Origin of the sequence: Roseibium sp., from assembly GCF_965232425.1 — a bacterium.
In the GTDB taxonomy this organism is placed as follows: Bacteria; Pseudomonadota; Alphaproteobacteria; order Rhizobiales; family Stappiaceae; genus Roseibium.
On sequence record NZ_OZ246971.1, the window covers coordinates 1,643,344 to 1,661,923 of the forward strand.

An 18,580-nucleotide genomic window follows, 5' to 3' on the forward strand; every position below is an offset into this window, starting at 1 on the left:
GAAGATCAGGACGACTTGATGCCGTAATTGGCGACAGCGCCGAGGACTTCGTCGATTTCGCCCTTCGACAGGATATGCGGTTTGCCGACCGTCTGGCTGACGATGTAGGCGCGCGCCAGAACCTCGAGTTCCTCCATACGCCAGAGCGCCTTTTCAAGCGTTTCGCCGGTAACGACAGCGCCGTGATTGGCCATCAGGCAACCGGACCGTTCTGCCATCGCCCCGGTGACGTGATCCGCCAGATCCTGGCTGCCGAACAGCGCATAATCCGCGAGCGGCACGGTGTTTCCCCCGAAGATCGCGACCATGTAGTGACAGGCGGGAATTTCGACGCGGTTGATCGAGAGCGCCGTAGAGTGCACAGGGTGGGCATGGACGACGGCATGCATGTCTTCCTTTTCCCGAAGCAGCGCCTGGTGAAACTGCCACTCGGTCGAGGGGGGATAATCACCCTTCTGCTTGCCCTTTCCCTTCAGGGGAACGGAGACCAGCATGTCGGGTGTCATCCGATCGTAAGGGACGCCGGAGGGCGTGATGATCATCCTCTTGCCGGCCCTTGCCGAGACGTTCCCGGACGTTCCCTGGTTGATCCCGCGACGGTTCATTTCGCGGCAGATGTCGATGATCGCCAGACGGAGTTTGGCGGTGTCCTTGTAAGGTGGCTTAAGCATGGTCTTCCGATAATTTGAGAAGGTTGGCAGCAGTTTCGGAACAGGTCGCGACATGGGTGGCATATCCGCCGCGAATGGCCGCCAGCATCGGGGCGGCCCGATCGGGGCCCGAGCCCACCAGCAGTCCCATGTCCTTGTTGCGCATCTGCTCCAGCGTCACCGCGATCATGCGGTCTTCTATGTCCCTGTCGAGGCCCCGGCCGTCCTGATCGATCAGCCGGCCGCAAATGACCCCAATGGCCCCCTTGGCGGCGCAGGCGTCGATATCCGTCTTTTCCAGGAGACCGGTGTGCACCACGTGGCTGTCCTCGCCGCAGGTGCCGCAGGCAAAGATCGTCTTGTTGCAATTGGCAACGGCCTGCAGCTGCGCCTCGATGACCGGCTCCTGTTTGAGACGTTCAACCAGATCCCTGTCGGACAGGACCAGCGGGACATGAAGGTTCACACAATGCGCGCCATAGCGCCTTGCCAGCGTCGCCGAACAGGTTTCGGCGGCAAAGCCGAGTGCGGCGGGGCGCGATCCCACCAGTTGAACGACAGTGAGATCTTGGAGATCGACCCTCGGCGCGGCTTCCGCGACGCGGTAGACGGTCTCCCCCCAGGCGACACCAAGCCGGTCGCCCGGTTCCAGCAAGCCGGGCAGCCAGTCGGCAACCACGCGGGTCACCCTGTCCAGGGAGCGTTCGGGTCCGTCGGGAGAAGACGGGATGACCACGGCATCGCGCAAGCCGAAACGGTCGACGATCCGGCGGGCAAGCTCCTGGTTCCGGAAGACATCGCTGTCGAGCGAGATGCGGACATAGTCCCGCTTTCTGGCTTCGGCCAGGTAATTGACCACGGTCGCACGGGAGATCCCGAGCCGTTCGGCGATCTCGTTCTGGTTCATCCCGTCCTGGTAATAGCACCAGGTGACCTCGACGATCGCGTCCTCCTGGGTGCGCGGGCGCGCGCCGCTTCTGGGCTCCGCTGTCCGGGACCTGGACGAAGCGGGTCTCATGCGCTCTTGGCAACCGCCGCCAGATCCGGGAACAGGCCCGCGAGCCCTTCCGCGCTCGCCTCGCAGACGCCGCGCTCGGTGATCAGGCCGGTGACCAGATGGTTCGGGGTCACGTCGAAGGCCGGGTTGCCGCCGGGCGTGCCGTGCGGGGTCACCTGGACCTGCGCGATCTGACCTGCGTCGCTCAAGCCCTGAACATGGGTCACTTCGCGTTCAAGGCGCTCCTCGATCGGGATTTCGGCAACGCCGTCATCGACGCTCCAGTCGATGGTCGGCGACGGCAGCGCGACGTAGAAGGGAACATTGTTCGCCCTGGCGGCGAGTGCCTTCAGATAGGTCCCGATCTTGTTGCAGACATCGCCCCGGCGGGTCGTGCGGTCGGTGCCGGTGATGACGAGATCGACCATGCCGTGCTGCATCAGGTGGCCGCCGGCATTGTCGGTGATGTAGGTATGCGGAATGCCGTGGCTGCCAAGCTCCCAGGACGTCAAGGCGCCCTGGTTGCGCGGACGGGTCTCGTCGACCCAGATATGGATCGGGATGTTCTCGTTGAAGGCCTGATACATCGGACTGGTGGCAGTGCCCCAGTCTACCGTGGCAATCCACCCGGCATTGCAATGGGTGAGGATGTTGACCGGTTCGCCATCCTTCTTGCCGGCCGCGATCCTGCGAATGATCTCCAGCCCGTTCTGTCCGATGCGGTGGTTTATGTCGACATCCTCATCGGATATCTCATGCGCGAGTTTCAGCGCGGCCGCCGCCCGCTCCGCCTCCGGCAGGGGCTTCAGATGCGCACGGCACCGGTTGAGCGCCCAGCGCAGGTTGATTGCGGTCGGACGCGTCTTGTCCAGGAACGCCCAGGCCGTGTCGAGATTTGCGTCGGAAGGGTCAAGTCTGGCCGCGAGCGCCATGCCGTAGGCGGCCGTTGCTCCGATCAGAGGTGCGCCGCGAACCCGCATTTCAACGATCGCGTCGGCAAAATCCTGCAGCGTGTCGACCTGCTGGATTCGAAACTCATGCGGCAGCCAGCGCTGGTCGATGATCTGAAGCGCGTCCTTGCCCTCGTCCCACCAGAGCGACCGGTAATGGGTTCCGTCGACCTTCATAGGATGTCCCTTCCGTTGTAGTTGCGCGCCAGCGACAAGAGGTCTTCCATCGTGCCGATCATCCCGGCATTCAGGATCAGCTCGGCACCCATGCGGAGATTGCGTGCTTCCAGCGCAGCCTTCAGCGCCTTGTCTTCGATCTCCTCGAAATCGGCGTTATGTGCCAGCGAGAGCGTGCGGCGGTGCATTTCAATGCCGCAGAATCCGAGCGCGTCGACACGGATTTCTTCGAGCAATTCCGCGCAAACCGCATCTGACGCATGTCCCTGCCCCTCGAACAGCGCCTGCGGATAAAGCATGCCCGTGCGCTCCGTCGCCCAGAGATGCATGAACTCGTCCTCGAAAGCGGCGACCGTCTCCGCGATCACCGAAAGAAGCCATTCCTGATAGGTCTCCAGATCAGCATCCTGCCGATGGGCCGGCTGGCTGAAATAGGCCATGAGGAAATTCGCGAGCAGCATGCCGAGATCGAAACCCATGGGTCCGTACTGGACGAATTCGGGATCGATCACGCGGCTTTCGTCTTCCGTGGACATGATCGATCCGCTGTGCAGATCGCCATGCACCATCGTTTCGGTGTTGGAGGCGAATTTCATCATGAGGCGCTGGACCCTGGCCTTCAGGCGCGCGTCGGAACGCAGGTTCCTGACGACCGGGTCCAGATCGTCCGTGTGGTGGTTCATCTCCGCTTCATAGTAGGGATCGGTGAAGACCAGCGCCTCGGTAATCGCAGGGATCTCGATATTGCCCGCGAACAGGCCGACATCGTTTTTCTTGTCGGCGCTTTTCATGGAGAGTTCGGAGCCACGGAACGCGGTACGCGCGCAGAACCGGCCGAGGAAGTCGCCGAGCCCCTCGACCCTTTCACCATCGATCAGCTTCCGGCGCAAGATCTTGTGCGGCGCCAGGAACTCCATGACGATCAGCGCCTGCGTCTCATCGAAATGGAAAACCTCCGGCACCGAGCCCGGATCTCTTGTTGCCTGCCTGACCAGTGCGTGGTTCTCGAAAAAGGCGCGATAAAGCGGCAAGGGCCAGCTGTCCCCGACGAGGCGGACATAGGGCAACGCCTGCTTGACGACAACGGCGCCGGCCGGTCCTTCGACAATGAAGACAAGGTTCAGATTGCCGTCGCCGACTTCCTTCACATCCCAGGCGGCCGGATCGCTTCCGACCCTTTCTGCCACCGCCCCGATCGAGGCAAGGCGCGTTCCGAGGTCCTCCGGCGTCAACGGCCGATACTGCTCAGGCGTATCCATGACTGCGCTTCTTCCTCCCTATTTCGCCCTGATAATGATCAAGATTGTTCAAAAGTCAACTTGGTTGACAAATGACTATATTGCGTGCTGTAACTTTGCGCAGCGGGAGAGGAGCTCGTCAAAAATTGGGAGGAATGGTGAGAAACGTCACCCTGAAACTCCGCGGTCTGGAAAAGTCCTTCGGACAGAACCACGTTCTCAAGGGCATTGATCTGGAGCTGCGATCCGGGGAAGTCACGGCCCTGATGGGCGCCAACGGCGCCGGCAAGTCAACGCTTGTGAAGGTGCTGTGCGGCTATCACTTCGCCGATGCCGGCGAGATAGAACTGGCCGGCGCTGCCTATTCCCCTCTGGATGCGGCCGACGCCATAGCCAAGGGTGTCGTGACGGTGCACCAGTCCATCGACGATGGCGTGATCCCGGACCTGGATGTCGCCACGAACCTCACCCTTGACCGGCTCACCGAGCCCGGCGTCGGATTTTTCGTCAATGACGCAAAACTGCGCCGGCAGGCTCGCGCCGTGGCAGAAAGCATGGGCCTGACCATGGACGTGCGCATGCGCGTCGCCGATCTGGATGTCGCCGACCGGCAGATGATCGCGATTGCGCGCGCCATGGCACGTTCGCCCAAACTGCTGATCCTGGATGAGCCCACCTCTTCCCTGTCGTCGTCGGAAGCCGAACGGTTGTTCGCGCTGATTGACAGGCTGCGCGACGAAGGGGTCGCGATCCTCTATATTTCCCACCGCATGTCGGACATCCGGCGCGTCGCCGACCGGATCGTTTCCATGCGCGACGGTGCGATCTCGGGCCTCTTCGAGACCGAACCGCTCGACTATGTCGGCGCGGTCAACGCCATGCTCGGTCACCAGATGACGGAGGTCGACATCGACCCGGTCGCAGGCGGCGAACCCGTGCTGCGCGTCGAGGGCCTGAAGCTGTTCGAAGACAGCAAGGACATCGGCTTCGAGGCCCGGGAAGGCGAGGTCGTCGCCTTTACCGGCCTGCTCGGGTCCGGCAAGACACGGCTCGCGGAGATCATCTACGGGCTTGCCGAACCGTACGCGGGGCGGCTTCTTCTGGACGGTGAAGACTATCGTCCCAAGGGGGCCGGCGACGCTGTCCAAAAGGGCGTCTTCATGTCGCCCAAGGACCGGAGCGTGAACGCGGTTGTGCCGGATTTCGACATAGCCAACAACATGACGCTGCCCTTTCTCGGCGCGTTCAGCGGGTTTTCCTTCCTGAACGACCGGATGCAGCGCAGCGCCTCGGACGAGATGATCAACAAGATCGGCGTCGTCTGCCAGTCCAATTCCGATGACATCAACACGCTGTCCGGCGGCAATCAGCAGAAGGTCATGATCGGCCGCTGGCTGCTCAAGGCCTCGCGGATCCTTCTGCTCGACGAGCCCTTCCAGGGTGTCGACATCGGCGCGCGCCGCGACATCGGCCATTACATCCGTCAGACGGCGAAGGGCCGCACCACGCTGGTGTTCGTGGCGGAGATCGACGAAGCCCTTGAAATTGCGGACCGCATCATCGTGCTGAACGAGGCGGCGATCGCCGGAGAATACGTGAACAGGGACATTGATTTAAACAGCCTGGTTGCGGATGTGTCCGGCCCCGGTGAACGACTGGCCCTTGCAGGATGACACTCGACAGATGAACAACAACGACGCACTCGACTTTGCAATCCGATACGGCTTCCTGATCCTTCTGGGCGGGCTCGCGGTATTCTTTTCCCTTTATGCCAGCGGCTTCGCCAGCCCCCGCTCAGCCGTCTTCATCCTGCAGTCCGTCGCCATTACCGGTATTCTCGCTCTCGGCGTCACCTGTACCCTCGTCGTCGGCGGTTTCGATCTTTCCATCGGGTCGGTCGCGACCTCGGCGCTGATGCTGTCGGCCTACACGATGGTCATCCTCGAACAGTCCGCCTTTGTCGCCGTCGCGCTTTGCCTGCTCATGGGCGCCCTGGTCGGCCTCGTCAACGGGTTGCTGATCGTCAAGATGCGCGTCCCGGACCTCCTGGCGACGCTCGGCATGATGTTTCTCCTGATCGGCCTGCAGCGCATCCCGACGCAGGGCAATTCCATCGCAACCGGCATGAGCCTCGCCGACGGGTCGGTTGCCGAAGGCACCTTTTCGGCCGCGTTCCTGTGGCTCGGCCGCCACCGCTTCGACCTCTTTCTCGACCGGCTTGTACCCGTCCCCGTTGTCGTGTTCCTCCTGATCGCCGTGCTGATCTGGTTGTTCCTCGGATATACACGGCACGGGAGACTGATGTACGCGATCGGCTCCAACGAGCGTGCTGCCGGACTGGTCGGAACCAACGTGCACCGTTACAAGGTCGTTGCCTACATGATTTCCGGCATGCTCGCCTCGGTCGGCGGCATCCTGCTTGCCGCGCGGCTCGGGCGCGGCGACATCGCCTCGGGAAACAATCTCCTGCTCGACAGCGTCGCCGCGGCGCTGATCGGGTTCGCCGTATTGGGCGCCGCGCGGCCGAATGCATTCGGCACCGCGGCCGGCGCCCTGTTTGTCGGGATCCTGCTTCAGGGCCTGACGATGATGAACGCTCCCTACTACATGCAGGATTTCGTCAAGGGAGCCGTTCTGGTCGCAGCCCTCGTTTTTACATTCTACCTGTCGTCACGGCGTGGCGGCAGGAGAACAGCGTGACGCCAGCAAGGCGCCGTTCATATTGGGAGGAAACAATATGCTCAGACGTGAATTCATGAAACTGACCCTCGCGGCCGGCATCAGCCTCAGCGGAGGCACTGCCTTTGCCGCGGACATGCCTGCGCCGTTCGACAAGCCGGAAGAGGTCAAGATCGCGCTCGTCCGCTACCTGTCGACCGGCGACTTCTTCCAGTCCTATCTGGCCGGTGTCGAAAGCCAGGCGGAAGCGCTCGGTGTCGATCTTCGCGTTTTCGACAGCCGGCAGGACGCGGCCCTGCAGGCCGACATGGTCGACCAGGCAATCGCGCTCGGCGTTGACGGCATCGTCATCCAGCACGGACTGACCGAGTCGATGAAGCCGGCGGCGCAGCGCGCTGTCGACGCGGGCATCAAGGTCGTTGCCTTTGACGTGAACGTTGAAAACGACGCAATCCCACAGGTCGAACAATCGGACTACCTGCTCGGAAAAATGGCGCTCGACCAGGCGATCAAGGACAACGGCAATTCCTTTACAGCCGGATATGTCTACGTTCCCGGGATCGCTCCGCTGGACCGCCGGGACAAGGCCTGGAAGGAAGTGAAGGAAGCCAATCCGGGTATCAAGGAAGCGGCGATGTTCGGTACGCTGGACAACCCGATTGCCAACTCGGTGGCCAACCAGGCACGCTCCGTTCTTCAGGCCAACCCGACCATCAACGTGGTGTTCGCGCCCTATGACGAATTCGCCAAGGGGGTGAAGATTGCCGTCGACGAGGCCGGTCTGAACCAGGACATCAAGATCTATTCGGCAGACGTTTCGACGGCGGACATCTCCGCCATGCGCGAACCGGATTCCGCCTGGGCCGCGACGGTTGCAACGAACCCGGCCGTTGTCGGCGAAGTCAGCGTCCGTACGCTTGCCCTGATGCTTGCAGGCGAGGACCCCGGCAAACAGGTCATCGTCCCGCCGACGCTGATCACCCAGTCCTTCCTCAATGAGCAGGATGTGCGCAACATGGAGGATCTCGGCGAGAAAATGCCGCAGTTCCAGCATGCCGACGTTTCCGTCGCAGAGTGGATCCCGCTGCCGAAGCGCTAAGCATTGAACCGTCCTACGAAATAAACCCGGCCGAACGGCCGGGTTTTGCTTTTTCTGAACTCTAATTTTCTTGGGATTCGAATACAACCTACCCACGCGTAGTGCGTGTTTTACGAAATTGATTTCTTGCGCTATCTTAAATTTATTTCAAGAACTGATTTATTTTACTACAAAACTGCAAGTCAACAGTTTCGTAGTCCCTGGAAACAAGGAGACTCGGAATGGCAACGCGCAAGACATCCAAATCCCGGATTGCCGACCTCGAAGACCGCATCGAGGAACTGGAAGACCGCCTGGATATGACCTCCTACGGACTGGAGCAGGACGCAGGTGATGGAGCAGGCACTGCCCTGGCATGTTCGCTCCCCGTCCTTCCGAAGCGGGAGTTCGCTGCCGGAATCTCGCCCGAACGGGAAAACGCAATCTTGTCGACCGGCGACAAATGGGTGAACGGAACCAGCATTCACTACTACCTTTTCAAGGACGGACAGTTCGGCGGCCCTCGTGACGAGCAGGACGTCGTCAGGCAAGCCTTCCAGGTCTGGAAGGATGTCGGGATCGGTCTCACATTCACGGAAGTGAGCGACATCGAAGACGCGGAACTCAGGATCGGTTTTCTGCGCAACAACGGTTCCTGGTCCTATGTCGGCACGGTGGCCCTGCGAGTCGGTCAGACGGAGAGGACCATGAACTTCGGCTGGGACATTACCCAGTCCGGCCCAAACGGGCTCGACACCGCCATCCATGAAATCGGCCATGCACTGGGGTTCAAGCACGAACACCAAAACCCCAATACCGGTCTCGTGTGGAACAGGGAGGCCGTTTATGAGCATTTCCGCAGGACGCAGAACCCGCCCTGGGACAGGGCCAGAACCGACCACAATATTCTGAACACGCTGGATCCCTCATCCGTCGACGGTTCGGACTGGGACCCGGATTCGATCATGCATTATTCGTTTTCGGCCGGACTGATCGATCAGCCGGCGCGGTTCCGGGCCGGGCTCAGACCGGCCCCCGGCCTCTCTGAAAAAGACAAGGACGTTGCCCGGCGGTTCTATCCTTCCCTGGGCGGTTCGACGGTTCTGCCGCAGCTCAAGCCGTTCCAGTCCGAGCGGCTCGCGCTGGCACCCGGCGACCAAAAGGACTTCGTCGTCATCCCCGGCCATTCCAGGGAATACACTTTCTCGACATTCGGGCGATCCGACACGGTCATGGTGCTGTTCGAAGACATTGACGGCGAACCCGTCTTCGTCGAAGGCGACGATGACAGCGGCTTCAACCGCAATGCGCGCTTCACGGTCCGCCTCGTCAAGAACCGCAAGTACAAGCTCCGGATCAGGCTCTATTACAACTGGGCCGAAGGCGAGACCGCTGTCATGATGTGGTGAGCGAAGCCCGTCTCCTGCCGCGTCGCCAGGCGCGACAGGCCGAGGACACCGGTTTTACGTAAATCTTGCGAGCTTTACATTTCACCGCCTTGCTTTACGCTTCAGTTCTCAACGAGCAGCTGCGCATTTCGCGCGGCCTCCAGATTCACCTCCAGACAGAATTGCGACAGGCAACATGAGCGAAGCCAAGGCCGGTGACACGGTTCAACTTCACTACAAGGGCACACTGGATGACGGTTCCGTGTTCGACAGTTCCGAAGGCCGCGAACCGCTCGAATTCACCGTTGGCTCCGGACAGATCATCCCCGGTCTCGACAAGGCGATCCCGGGCATGAAGATCGGTGACGAAAAGACCGTGCGGGTCGAGGCCGAAGAGGCTTACGGAGCGGTGAACCCGGAGGCCCGGCAAACCGTGCCGCGTGCCCATATCCCGCCCAACGTGCCGCTCGAAACAGGTCTGCAGCTGCAGGCCCAGACCGAGACCGGACAAACCATGGCGGTCACGGTCGTCGAGTTTTCCGATGAGGAAGTCGTGCTCGACGCCAACCATCCGCTCGCGGGCAAGGCGCTGACATTTGCAATCACGCTGGCCGGGATCAAATAGCGGCCGCCGCTGACCGCAGACGTCGAGATGCCCGCCGCGAGGCGGGCTTTTTCGTGCACGCCTTAGGGTACGGACCCATAAATGAAGCCGATTTGGCGGCAGAAATGGCAAAACCTCGCGAGGAAGCGTGTGCAGAGCGGGCTTTATGCCCGGTCAAGCGCGGTGACGCTGCGAGGTGAAGCCATTTTGCCGTCCTTCGGATTTGGCCGTTTTGACCATCTGCCACGTCGCGAAAGGCTTGAAAATGAACCACATTTCCTGCGCTTTCGCTCCTCGCAGTTGGTCAAAACGATCCAAACCAAATTGACTTCATTTATGGGTCCGTACCCTAGGGTCGCAGATCTCAGGCGGCACCCGGTTCCGGCCCGGGTTCCGATTTTTTCTCCAGGGTTTCTTCCATGAAGAGCGCATAGATGACCAGACCGACGGTCGCCGTCGCCGCCAGGCTCAGGAAACCAGTGGTATAGCTGGTGAACTGGACGATGTACTCCGCGACGATGTTGCTCAGCGACGCGCCGATCCCGATCAGCATCGCCAGCACGCCTTGCGCAAAATTGAAGCGGCCGGTCCCGGCGGTGATATCGGCGAGAACCAGAAGAAACACCATCGCAAAGATGCCGTTCGCAACCCCGTCCAGCGCCTGGATGGCGACGAGCGCATAGGTGTTGTCAAACAGGCTGAACAGGATTCCCCTCACCGGGAGCACGAGAAACGCGATGAGCAGCAGCGGTTTGCGGCCCCAGACGTCGGCTTTCTTGCCGCAGAAGATCGCCATCACGATCATGACCAGCTGGGCGGCGATGACACAGGCCGCCGTGAACGCCACGCCGTGCTCCGCGTCGCTGTTGGATGACAGTTTCTGGCTGACAAGCGGCAGCATCGACGCATTGGCCGAGTGAAACAGGAAGATGCAGATGGCAAAGACCAGCAGGCGCCTGTCTTCGAACAGGCTCAGGATGCCCTCCGGCGCTTTCATGCCCGTGTTTTCCTGCGCGACGCCGCCGCGGGCCATTTCGTGGTCGATGTCGTCCTTGTTGATCAGGAGAGCGCAGACGATCATGCCGCACGCCATTGCCGCCACCAGCCAGAAAACACCGAGCGCCGACCAGGTCAGCGCGAGGATAGCCGCCAGCATGGCCGCAATCATGTTGCCCGCGTGGTTCCAGGCCTGATTGGCACTGGTCTGTTTTGTGAAATAGGCATGTCCGACGAGACCGAGTGTCACCGCGGCAATCAGCGGGCCCATGAAGGCGGAGGACGAGCCGATCAGGATCTGTGCCGTATAGACCGCGACGGCATCATTGAAGACGAGGATCCCGATGGTGCTCGTGGCAATCGCAACGGCGCACACGATCAGCAGTGCGCGCTTCCACTTGACCGCATCGACAATGGCGCCGGCCGGTGACTGCATGACGACCGTCGCGATGCTCCCGGCGGCAAGCGCGATGCCGATCGAACCGGGAGACCAATGCTGCAACGACAGGAGGTAGATCGCGAGATAGGGCCCGATCCCTCCGACAACGTCTCCGGCGAAAAAGTTCACGCCCAGCAATGGTTTGTTCAACTGCATGTTCCGCGCCTCGGTTTCCGGGTCTCCTTACGTCCTATACGAGGACCACAAACAAAAATTTAAACATTCATGGGACTACACTCAAAAATCGAATTTCAGTACGCTGCGTCAAAAGCACGAGAACCGGTTAGATGCCTTTAAGTTTAATTGTCTCAATTCTGGTTTTCTTCTTCATTGCGATCCGGCAATGGCTTCCAGATTGGTTGAAAATCTGGATGATCATGACAGCCGGCGCGTTTTTTCTGCTCGTGACTGGCAATATTTCTCCCACTGAAGCCCTGAAGGCGATCGACTGGAACGTTATCGCTTACCTGTTCGGCGTCTTTGCTATCTCGCATGCGCTTTTTGCTTCGGGCATATCTGAAAGGGTGAGCGGCTGGATTTGCGCCGACGACCGGTCCATCCCGCAGATCCTGCTTTATTTCATCGTGTTCGTGACCCTCGTCTCCGCGGTCCTGACGAATGATGCCGCGGCCGCGATCGGAACGCCGATCGCGATCGCGATTGCCGCGAGCCTGCGCATCGCAGCAGCCCTGCCGCTGATTGCGCTTTGCGTGTCGGTCACGGTCGGCAGTATGTTTTCCCCTGTCGGCAACCCCCAGAACCTGCTCATCGTCGCCGACGGTCACTTCCAGAACCCGGTCGGTGTCTTTCTGGAGTGGCTCGCGGTTCCCGCACTGGTTTCCCTGGTCTTCACGCTGGTCTGGTTCTGGATCTGTTTCGCAAAAGCACCGAAGGGTAATGCACCCGAGCATGTCGCACCCGACGAACAGTCCGCACGCAGCTGGCCCGCGCTCGTCTCCACTGCCCTGTTGTGCGTCCTTGTCATCGCGGACAGCATCGCGCACGAAAGCGACGTCCTGCCGGACCTGCCGCTCGGGGTTCTCAGTCTGGTCGCGGCGATCCCGCTGTTCGTGTTCAGCGACCAGCGCATCAGGCTCGTGAAGGAAGTCGACTGGCACACGCTGATCTTCTTCGTCTCCATGTTCATCGTGACGGGAGCGGTCCTGAAATCCGGTGCCCTGCAGCACTGGCTGAGCCCCTGGCACGACCAGCTCGGCGACCCGCTTATGGTGACCTCGATCGCCTTTTTCGGCAGCCAGGTGTTTTCGAACGTGCCGCTTGTCGAGATCTACCTGAACCTCCTGAGCGGGCACGACACGCCGACGCTCATGCTGCTGTCGGGGATTTCGACCCTTGCCGGCAACCTCTTCATCCTCAGCGCGGCCAGCAACGTGATCATTGTCCAGCAGGCCGAAAAACACGGCGTGACACCGTTCCAGTTCTGGCAGTTCACGCGCTTCGTCCTGCCGGTGACGGTGGTGTCGCTGCTGGTCTGCTATTTCTGGATCGCGTTCCTGGTTTCGCTTTCCCAATAGAGCCGCGCGCCGTAATTTTTTCCGGCTCCCTGCCCCAAACTGCCTCATTCTGGTGCCAGAGTCCGATAAGCGATTGCAATTCGCAGGACACTCACCCTATTTAGGTGCTTGGTTTTCAAAAGATCTTGTTCGGAGAGGCCCGGTACATGGCTGTTGATGTTGATGCGCTCGTGGACAGAAGACGGTTGCGGCGCAAGGTGACGTTCTGGCGCGCGGCGACGTTCATCATTATTGCAGGGGCGCTCATTGCCGGCCTGGCGTTCGTGTCGGGCGTGTCAGGTCTTTCCAAGCGGTCCGCCCACATTGCCCGCATCCCGATCGAAGGCGTCATCGTCGAAAACCGGAAAACGCTGAAGATGATCGAGAAGATCGGAAAAGCGGATGCGGTAAAAGGCGTTGTCATCTCCATCAATTCCCCGGGCGGCAGCACCACCGGCGGCGAAGCGCTTTATCAGGCCTTGCGCGAACTGGCGGAAAAGAAGCCGGTGGTTGCCGAAATCCGGACAATCGGCACGTCGGCCGGCTACATGGTGGCGCTTGCGTCCGACCATATCGTGGCGCGCTACAATACCATAACCGGTTCGATCGGCGTCCTGTTCCAGTTCGGCAATTTCGAAAAGCTGCTGGACACGGTCGGCGTGGAAATGGAAGCCGTCAAAAGCGCACCGCTGAAGGCTGAGCCGGATTTCTATTCGGCGACGACACCGCTGGCGCGCGCGATGCTCCAGTCGCTGGTCAACGACTCCTACACCTGGTTTGTCGGGCTTGTTGCCGAGCGCCGGCAGCTTGACGAGACGACCGCCAAGGATCTCGCCAACGGGCGCATCCTGACGGGACACAGCGCACTGGAAAACAAGCTCGTGGATGCCATCGGGGGCGAGGACAAGGCAGTCGAATGGCTTGAGACGGAAAAAGGGGTTTCCAAGGATCTGCCGGTGCTGACATGGACGACAAACGAAAACCTTGAAGAGCTGCCATTCTCCTCTCGAATCTCGCGAGAATTCGGAAAAGGCATCGGATCTGCCATCTTAAACCCGTTAAATGACGCTAAGGGGCTGATTCCACGGGGCCTTACGCTTGACGGGCTCGTATCCGTTTGGCAGGCTTCAGACGCGGCAGAACAAAAACCGTAAGCGAGGGGGCTCTCAATGATCAAATCTGAGCTGGTTCAGCATATCGCAGAACAGAATCCGCATCTCTACCAGCGTGATGTCGAGAATATCGTGAATGCAATTCTCGATGAGATCACCGAGGCCCTCATGCGTGGAGACAGGGTTGAATTGCGCGGATTTGGCGCCTTCTCCGTAAAAAACCGGCCCGCCCGTGTCGGACGCAATCCGCGAACCGGACAAAAAGTGGAAGTGGACGAGAAACACGTTCCCTTCTTCAAAACCGGCAAGGAAATGCGTATACGTTTGAATGACGGTGTCGACCACGGCGACGATTGAGCAGCACTCGCCGGTCCACCATCCGAAATTGAGCATTGACCTGACACTTCCGGGGAGACCGACTTGACCCGCTTCATCAAGAACCTGATCCTTCTGGCGATCGCGGTGGTTCTCGTACCCTTGTCCGTTGCAAACAGGCACACCGTCAATCTGTCTCTCAATCCGTTCGACCCGCAGGACCCGCGGCTGACGATTCCCGACATCCCGCTTTTCTGGGTGATTTTCGCAAGTCTCGGTGTCGGCATCGTTGTCGGCGGCTTGGGTGCCTGGGCGAAACAGGGACGCTGGCGGAAAGAAGCGCGGCTCAAGCGGCGCGAGGCCGACAAGTGGCACAAGGAAGCCGATCAGCTTCGTGAAATGACAGGCGCCACACAGCCTTCGGCAAATACAAAAGGTCTGCTTGCGCCGGACAAGCGCTCGGCTGCCTAGGACCGGACGGATGAATGCGGATTATCTCAAGCGACGAGATTGACGCCTGCCTGGAAGACAGAGACGTAATCGAAACACTGCGCCGTGCCTTCCGGTCCAATACAATTGCGCCGACCATCCCCGAACAGCAGGTGGAGCGTCTCGACGAGACGGCGGGACGCCTCAACGTCCAGCCGGCCTGGACGAATTTCGCGGCGCAGAGGGACGTCACCCGCGGCTATGTTGGCTGCAGTCTTTCCCTCGAACTGCCAGAACAAAAGACGAGTTCGTCGAGCCTCTACATTCTGTTCTCGGGGACCGGTGCCCAGCCCATCGCCCTCATCGACGGCATGCGACTGAGCGCGTGGCGAACCGCCGCCCTGCATGCATTGGCTGCCTCCTATCTATCGCGCGAAGATACGGCACGGCTTCTGGTCATCGGTGACAACCCGCTGCTGCCGCGCGTCCTGTCGGCCTTTGCCACGACCCGGAACCTGACATCGGTCCTGTTTGCCGGGACCTCGGCGGAGACACGCAGGAAGGCCGCGAACCAGCCGTCCCTTGCCAAGGTCAGCCTCGGCGAAACGACGGAAATTCATGCCGCCCAGGAAGGCGCTGACATGATCTGCATTGCCGGCCCCGACAGTGAAAGCGGGACATATCACGCGCTCACCTATCTCGACCCGCCCGTCGGCTGCCATGTCGACGTCCTGGACACAGGGGCAACCGTGCCGTCGGCTTTCCTTGAGGAAGCACGGCTGTTTTCCTCCGATAAATCCGCTCCGGCGAATGCCGATCTGGAGTGTGCCGCCGACCTCTTCGAACTCGCCCAGGGCAGCAAGGCCGGGAGGCGTTACTACGGCCAGAGAACGCTGTTTCTTCCAAGCACCAAGACCGGTCTCGAGGACTACGCACTTGCCGCACACGTTTTTTTGAGATCCTGAGATCTGGAACTCGGCACACGAGACACCACATTAGTACGCAGCAGAGGGGGAGACTTTAGAAGCGTTTGACAGGTTATGTGCCGGATAAGGCAGAGCGTTCAACGCTTCCCCATAGCGTTTTGCAAAGGAGCAGAACAATGCTGACGACACTTGCCTATTCGGCAAGCCTACCAGCAATATCGATTGGCCTGATTTTCTATGTTTCAGCCACGTCGGGGCTTGTCTTCTAGGAAAAACAAAAAGCCGGTTCCTCAGGAACCGGCTTTGTTTTTTTGCAGGACATTCAGACCGAAGCCCGGGTTTAGAACATCGGGCGACAAGTCTGCAGCTGTCCGGTTTAGCCCGGTCGTGATTTATCGAGGCGATCCCCCGTCAATGAACTTGTCATTCCGGCCGAAGTGCAGCGGAAGGCCGGATCAAGTCCGGCAATGACAACCGACAGGATTGTTCCTCGCATTTCCACTCTCGATCGTCATCCCGGCCAAGCGCAGCGCGAGCCGGGATCGGGGAGCCACCATGTCCTGTTTTTAGGCAACGCGGTGGCCCTGCGGTCCCGTATCCCGGCGGCACTCTGCCCAACCCAGTTCAGCACACATTAAACACACGGGTACCCGGTCTTGCCGCTTTCACGGCAAACCGGGACAACAAATCCGGGACAGGGCAGAAGCGGCTCTAGTCCGCCATTTCCGCAGGTGTCATCCAGCCCTGGACGGCACCACCGACATCCTTCAGGATCGCAATCCTGCCGATACCCGCGACGTCATAGGGCGGCCTGATGACTTCGCCTCCATGGGCGAGCGCGAGTTCAAGCCGCTCGTCGATATTGTCGACCGCAATATAGGACATCCAGTGTTCCGGAACGCCCTCGAAATGAGCGCCATTCATCTGGAACATGCCGCCGACCGGCTTGTCGCCGAGGTTCGCAACAACGTAGACCGCGCCGTCGTCCATCGGCATCTCGGCAAAGGTCCAACCGAGAGACTTGCCGTAAAACTCCCTGGCCTTTCCGGTGTCGCGCGTCATCAGTTCGTTCCAGTAGAATGTGCCATGCTCAACCATTGCAACCTCGACCTGCTTTGTTCCGCGAGAAGCACAACCTAGGGCACGGCTTCCTTTATGGGTCCGTACCCTAGTGCACTTTCCGATCATCTTGAAGCGCTGTGCCGAAACAAAGCCGAGCCTCACGGCCGCGATCGCCCGTAACCCGGCAGGGTCCAGCCTTTCTGGATGGCGCCACCGCGAAGAACGAGTGCGACGAGTGCCGCCAGACCGGCTGCGGCAAGTTGCGGAACCCCGAGCACGGCGAGCAGAACAAAGCTTCCGGCGCCCGCGAAGGCGGCGCTGACATAGATCTCCGGCTTGACGATCGAAGACGCTTCGCCCGCGATCGTGTCGCGGATGACACCTCCGAAAGTGGCCGTGGCAACACCCATCAGGACGGCGACCAGCACGGTGTCGCCGACCGACATGGCCTTTGCCGCACCCATCACGGAGTATGCCGATACGCCGACCGCATCCGCCCATCTGAGCGGCTTGTTCAACCGTTCGATCAGATGTGCAAAGAACCAGACGAGAATGCTGACGAAAAGACAAACCAGAAGATAGGCTTCGTTCTCGACCCAGAAGACGGGCACCCCGAGCAGCAGGTCGCGCAAAGTGCCCCCGCCGATGCCGGTCACGGTTGCGAAGAAGAGGAGCGCGATGAAATCGAGCTGCTTTCGAGACGCAACGATGCCGCCCGTGACCGCGAACACGGCAACGCCCAGATAATCGAGCAGCTGAAGCAGCATCGCAGTCTCCAACAAAAAACCGCTCCTGGTTCCGTCAGGAGCGGCTTTCAGGAAAAGAGTTCAATGAGGCCCGCGTCAAGCGTTCTTGTCGACGGTCTGTCCCGCTTCGCTGCCGCCTCCGGCCTGAGGCTGCGGTGCGTCCTTCGGACCGCCCTTTGAAACGCCGACCATCGCCGGGCGCAGCACGCGCTCGCCAATGACGTAGCCCGCCTGCACGACCTGAACAACCGTGTTGTTCGGGACTTCGGTGTTCGGGACCTCGAACATCGCCTGATGGAAATTCGGGTCGAATTTCTGGCCTTCCGGCTCCAGTTTGCGGACGCCGTTCTTCTCGAGTTGGTTGAGCAGGTCGCGCTCGATCATTTCGACACCGTCGATCAGCGCCGCGACACCCGCATCGGCATTCTTGCGGTCGTCTTCCGGCAGAGCCTCAAGCGCGCGGCGCAGATTATCCGACACTGTCAGCATGTCGCGTGCAAAGCCGGACACGGCATATTGTCTTGCGTCCTTGACTTCCTTTTCGGTGCGCCGGCGCAGGTTTTCCATTTCCGCCATGGCGCGCAGGGCCCGATCCTTGAGCTCCGCGTTCTCGCCTTTCAGCACGTCGACCGGATCGGCTGCTGCCTCGGGCGCGTCCGTCTGTGCTGCGGCGGCGTCAGTGTCCCGGGCCGGGTCGGACGGCTGTTCTTCCGGGGATTTGTTCTCGTCACTCATTGATGTTCCGTTCGGCTCGATCTGTATGCGGATGCTTATACGTCCGGTCGCGGAGATTTCAAAGCAAATCGGCGGACAAGCCATCGCCTATCCGCCGGATGCGTCCTTATGATCCGCAGCCGGGCAGCCGCCAGAAGATTGGGTTAGATGGCGCTCTTGATCCAGTCCGCGAGCTTGCCTTTCGGCGCTGCACCCACCTGGGTCGCCATGGGCTCACCGTCCTTGAACAGGATCAGCATCGGAATGGAACGGACGCCGTATTTCATGGCCATGTCCTGGTTCTCGTCGATGTTGAGCTTGGTGATCTTCACCGCACCGTCCATCTCGTCGGAGATTTCCTCGAGAGCGGGCGCGATCATTTTGCACGGACCGCACCATTCGGCCCAGAAGTCGACGACGACGGGGCCATCGGATTTCAGAACTTCGGCTTCGAAGGAAGCATCGGTAACTTGGGTGGTTGCCATATCTAGATCTCGTGGTTCGCTGTGTCACGCCTACCCGATGTAAGCGTGTCTGTTGGCCCGAACGTAGGTACCGGCAAGCCG

Annotated in this window: 19 protein-coding genes; 10 read left to right on the forward strand and 9 right to left on the reverse strand. The window is 60.4% G+C overall.

The features are described from left to right. Positions 1-5: 5 nt before the first annotated feature. From ACO08A_RS07465 to mtnK, 4 genes are read right to left on the reverse strand one after another with little or no spacing between them, the layout of a single operon-like run. Complete coding sequence (locus ACO08A_RS07465; RefSeq protein WP_422040526.1) at positions 6-671, reverse strand: class II aldolase/adducin family protein; 666 nt, start codon at positions 669-671, stop codon at positions 6-8. Next, the gene (locus ACO08A_RS07470; RefSeq protein ID WP_422040527.1) at positions 664-1,668 is read right to left on the reverse strand and encodes a sugar-binding transcriptional regulator; all 1,005 of its coding nucleotides are present in this window, start codon (positions 1,666-1,668) and stop codon (positions 664-666) included. The genes ACO08A_RS07465 and ACO08A_RS07470 overlap by 8 nt, the downstream gene beginning before the upstream one ends. Next, the gene (mtnA, locus tag ACO08A_RS07475; RefSeq protein ID WP_422040528.1) at positions 1,665-2,774 is read right to left on the reverse strand and encodes an S-methyl-5-thioribose-1-phosphate isomerase; all 1,110 of its coding nucleotides are present in this window, start codon (positions 2,772-2,774) and stop codon (positions 1,665-1,667) included. Before mtnA ends, ACO08A_RS07470 begins: the two co-directional genes overlap by 4 nt. Then, on the reverse strand, positions 2,771-4,033 hold the full coding sequence (gene mtnK / locus ACO08A_RS07480; RefSeq protein ID WP_422040529.1) for an S-methyl-5-thioribose kinase: 1,263 nt from the start codon (positions 4,031-4,033) through the stop codon (positions 2,771-2,773). The genes mtnA and mtnK overlap by 4 nt, the downstream gene beginning before the upstream one ends. A gap of 134 nt (positions 4,034-4,167) precedes the next feature. Between mtnK and ACO08A_RS07485 the strand changes: the two genes are divergently transcribed. From ACO08A_RS07485 to ACO08A_RS07505, 5 genes are all read left to right on the forward strand, one after another. After that, positions 4,168-5,685: a sugar ABC transporter ATP-binding protein gene (locus ACO08A_RS07485; RefSeq protein WP_422040530.1), complete on the forward strand. Its 1,518-nt coding sequence runs from the start codon at positions 4,168-4,170 to the stop codon at positions 5,683-5,685. A gap of 10 nt (positions 5,686-5,695) precedes the next feature. Next, on the forward strand, positions 5,696-6,712 hold the full coding sequence (locus tag ACO08A_RS07490; RefSeq protein WP_319385436.1) for an ABC transporter permease: 1,017 nt from the start codon (positions 5,696-5,698) through the stop codon (positions 6,710-6,712). A gap of 55 nt (positions 6,713-6,767) precedes the next feature. Beyond that, complete coding sequence (locus ACO08A_RS07495; protein ID WP_422041725.1) at positions 6,768-7,790, forward strand: substrate-binding domain-containing protein; 1,023 nt, start codon at positions 6,768-6,770, stop codon at positions 7,788-7,790. Positions 7,791-8,011: 221 nt separating this feature from the next. Then, positions 8,012-9,178 carry a matrixin family metalloprotease gene (locus ACO08A_RS07500; RefSeq protein ID WP_422040531.1) on the forward strand — a complete coding sequence of 389 codons (1,167 nt, stop codon included), beginning with the start codon at positions 8,012-8,014 and terminating at the stop codon, positions 9,176-9,178. A gap of 175 nt (positions 9,179-9,353) precedes the next feature. Further along, positions 9,354-9,782, forward strand: a complete 429-nt coding sequence (locus tag ACO08A_RS07505; RefSeq protein WP_422040532.1) for an FKBP-type peptidyl-prolyl cis-trans isomerase — start codon at positions 9,354-9,356, stop codon at positions 9,780-9,782. Positions 9,783-10,125: 343 nt separating this feature from the next. Here the strand turns inward: ACO08A_RS07505 and ACO08A_RS07510 are convergent, their stop codons facing one another. Continuing rightward, positions 10,126-11,352 carry an MFS transporter gene (locus ACO08A_RS07510; protein ID WP_422040533.1) on the reverse strand — a complete coding sequence of 409 codons (1,227 nt, stop codon included), beginning with the start codon at positions 11,350-11,352 and terminating at the stop codon, positions 10,126-10,128. Positions 11,353-11,567: 215 nt separating this feature from the next. Between ACO08A_RS07510 and ACO08A_RS07515 the strand changes: the two genes are divergently transcribed. The 5 genes from ACO08A_RS07515 to ACO08A_RS07535 all read left to right on the forward strand — a co-directional run bounded on the left by ACO08A_RS07515 (position 11,568) and on the right by ACO08A_RS07535 (position 15,531). Further along, positions 11,568-12,731 carry an SLC13 family permease gene (locus tag ACO08A_RS07515; protein WP_422040534.1) on the forward strand — a complete coding sequence of 388 codons (1,164 nt, stop codon included), beginning with the start codon at positions 11,568-11,570 and terminating at the stop codon, positions 12,729-12,731. A gap of 146 nt (positions 12,732-12,877) precedes the next feature. Continuing rightward, positions 12,878-13,864 (forward strand): signal peptide peptidase SppA, encoded by a 987-nt coding sequence (sppA, locus tag ACO08A_RS07520; protein WP_422040535.1) that lies wholly within the window; start codon positions 12,878-12,880, stop codon positions 13,862-13,864. 15 nt (positions 13,865-13,879) lie between these two features. Continuing rightward, on the forward strand, positions 13,880-14,179 hold the full coding sequence (gene ihfB, locus ACO08A_RS07525) for an integration host factor subunit beta (protein ID WP_299476276.1): 300 nt from the start codon (positions 13,880-13,882) through the stop codon (positions 14,177-14,179). 63 nt (positions 14,180-14,242) lie between these two features. Continuing rightward, positions 14,243-14,608 (forward strand): lipopolysaccharide assembly protein LapA domain-containing protein, encoded by a 366-nt coding sequence (locus tag ACO08A_RS07530; RefSeq protein ID WP_421981067.1) that lies wholly within the window; start codon positions 14,243-14,245, stop codon positions 14,606-14,608. A gap of 14 nt (positions 14,609-14,622) precedes the next feature. Next, positions 14,623-15,531: an ornithine cyclodeaminase gene (locus ACO08A_RS07535; RefSeq protein WP_422040536.1), complete on the forward strand. Its 909-nt coding sequence runs from the start codon at positions 14,623-14,625 to the stop codon at positions 15,529-15,531. A 672-nt stretch (positions 15,532-16,203) separates the two neighbouring features. Here ACO08A_RS07535 and ACO08A_RS07540 read toward each other — a convergent pair. The 4 genes from ACO08A_RS07540 to trxA all read right to left on the reverse strand — a co-directional run bounded on the left by ACO08A_RS07540 (position 16,204) and on the right by trxA (position 18,499). Next, positions 16,204-16,590, reverse strand: a complete 387-nt coding sequence (locus ACO08A_RS07540) for a VOC family protein (protein ID WP_422040537.1) — start codon at positions 16,588-16,590, stop codon at positions 16,204-16,206. A 122-nt stretch (positions 16,591-16,712) separates the two neighbouring features. Next, positions 16,713-17,321: a trimeric intracellular cation channel family protein gene (locus ACO08A_RS07545; RefSeq protein ID WP_421981063.1), complete on the reverse strand. Its 609-nt coding sequence runs from the start codon at positions 17,319-17,321 to the stop codon at positions 16,713-16,715. Positions 17,322-17,396: 75 nt separating this feature from the next. Beyond that, positions 17,397-18,035 carry a nucleotide exchange factor GrpE gene (gene grpE, locus ACO08A_RS07550; RefSeq protein WP_422040538.1) on the reverse strand — a complete coding sequence of 213 codons (639 nt, stop codon included), beginning with the start codon at positions 18,033-18,035 and terminating at the stop codon, positions 17,397-17,399. A 143-nt stretch (positions 18,036-18,178) separates the two neighbouring features. Next, positions 18,179-18,499: a thioredoxin gene (gene trxA, locus ACO08A_RS07555; protein WP_306142470.1), complete on the reverse strand. Its 321-nt coding sequence runs from the start codon at positions 18,497-18,499 to the stop codon at positions 18,179-18,181. Positions 18,500-18,580 lie beyond the last annotated feature (81 nt).

Excerpts from the sequence above, each read along its gene's own strand:
- ACO08A_RS07465 (WP_422040526.1), bottom strand. The coding sequence starts at position 671 with ATGCTTAAGCCACCTTACAAGGACACCGCCAAACTCCGTCTGGCGATC.
- ACO08A_RS07470 (WP_422040527.1), bottom strand. The coding sequence starts at position 1,668 with ATGAGACCCGCTTCGTCCAGGTCCCGGACAGCGGAGCCCAGAAGCGGC.
- mtnA (WP_422040528.1), bottom strand. The coding sequence starts at position 2,774 with ATGAAGGTCGACGGAACCCATTACCGGTCGCTCTGGTGGGACGAGGGC.
- mtnK (WP_422040529.1), bottom strand. The coding sequence starts at position 4,033 with ATGGATACGCCTGAGCAGTATCGGCCGTTGACGCCGGAGGACCTCGGA.
- ACO08A_RS07485 (WP_422040530.1), top strand. The coding sequence starts at position 4,168 with ATGGTGAGAAACGTCACCCTGAAACTCCGCGGTCTGGAAAAGTCCTTC.
- ACO08A_RS07490 (WP_319385436.1), top strand. The coding sequence starts at position 5,696 with ATGAACAACAACGACGCACTCGACTTTGCAATCCGATACGGCTTCCTG.
- ACO08A_RS07495 (WP_422041725.1), top strand. The coding sequence starts at position 6,768 with ATGAAACTGACCCTCGCGGCCGGCATCAGCCTCAGCGGAGGCACTGCC.
- ACO08A_RS07500 (WP_422040531.1), top strand. The coding sequence starts at position 8,012 with ATGGCAACGCGCAAGACATCCAAATCCCGGATTGCCGACCTCGAAGAC.
- ACO08A_RS07505 (WP_422040532.1), top strand. The coding sequence starts at position 9,354 with ATGAGCGAAGCCAAGGCCGGTGACACGGTTCAACTTCACTACAAGGGC.
- ACO08A_RS07510 (WP_422040533.1), bottom strand. The coding sequence starts at position 11,352 with ATGCAGTTGAACAAACCATTGCTGGGCGTGAACTTTTTCGCCGGAGAC.
- ACO08A_RS07515 (WP_422040534.1), top strand. The coding sequence starts at position 11,568 with ATGATCATGACAGCCGGCGCGTTTTTTCTGCTCGTGACTGGCAATATT.
- sppA (WP_422040535.1), top strand. The coding sequence starts at position 12,878 with ATGGCTGTTGATGTTGATGCGCTCGTGGACAGAAGACGGTTGCGGCGC.
- ihfB (WP_299476276.1), top strand. The coding sequence starts at position 13,880 with ATGATCAAATCTGAGCTGGTTCAGCATATCGCAGAACAGAATCCGCAT.
- ACO08A_RS07535 (WP_422040536.1), top strand. The coding sequence starts at position 14,623 with ATGCGGATTATCTCAAGCGACGAGATTGACGCCTGCCTGGAAGACAGA.
- ACO08A_RS07540 (WP_422040537.1), bottom strand. The coding sequence starts at position 16,590 with ATGGTTGAGCATGGCACATTCTACTGGAACGAACTGATGACGCGCGAC.
- ACO08A_RS07545 (WP_421981063.1), bottom strand. The coding sequence starts at position 17,321 with ATGCTGCTTCAGCTGCTCGATTATCTGGGCGTTGCCGTGTTCGCGGTC.
- grpE (WP_422040538.1), bottom strand. The coding sequence starts at position 18,035 with ATGAGTGACGAGAACAAATCCCCGGAAGAACAGCCGTCCGACCCGGCC.
- trxA (WP_306142470.1), bottom strand. The coding sequence starts at position 18,499 with ATGGCAACCACCCAAGTTACCGATGCTTCCTTCGAAGCCGAAGTTCTG.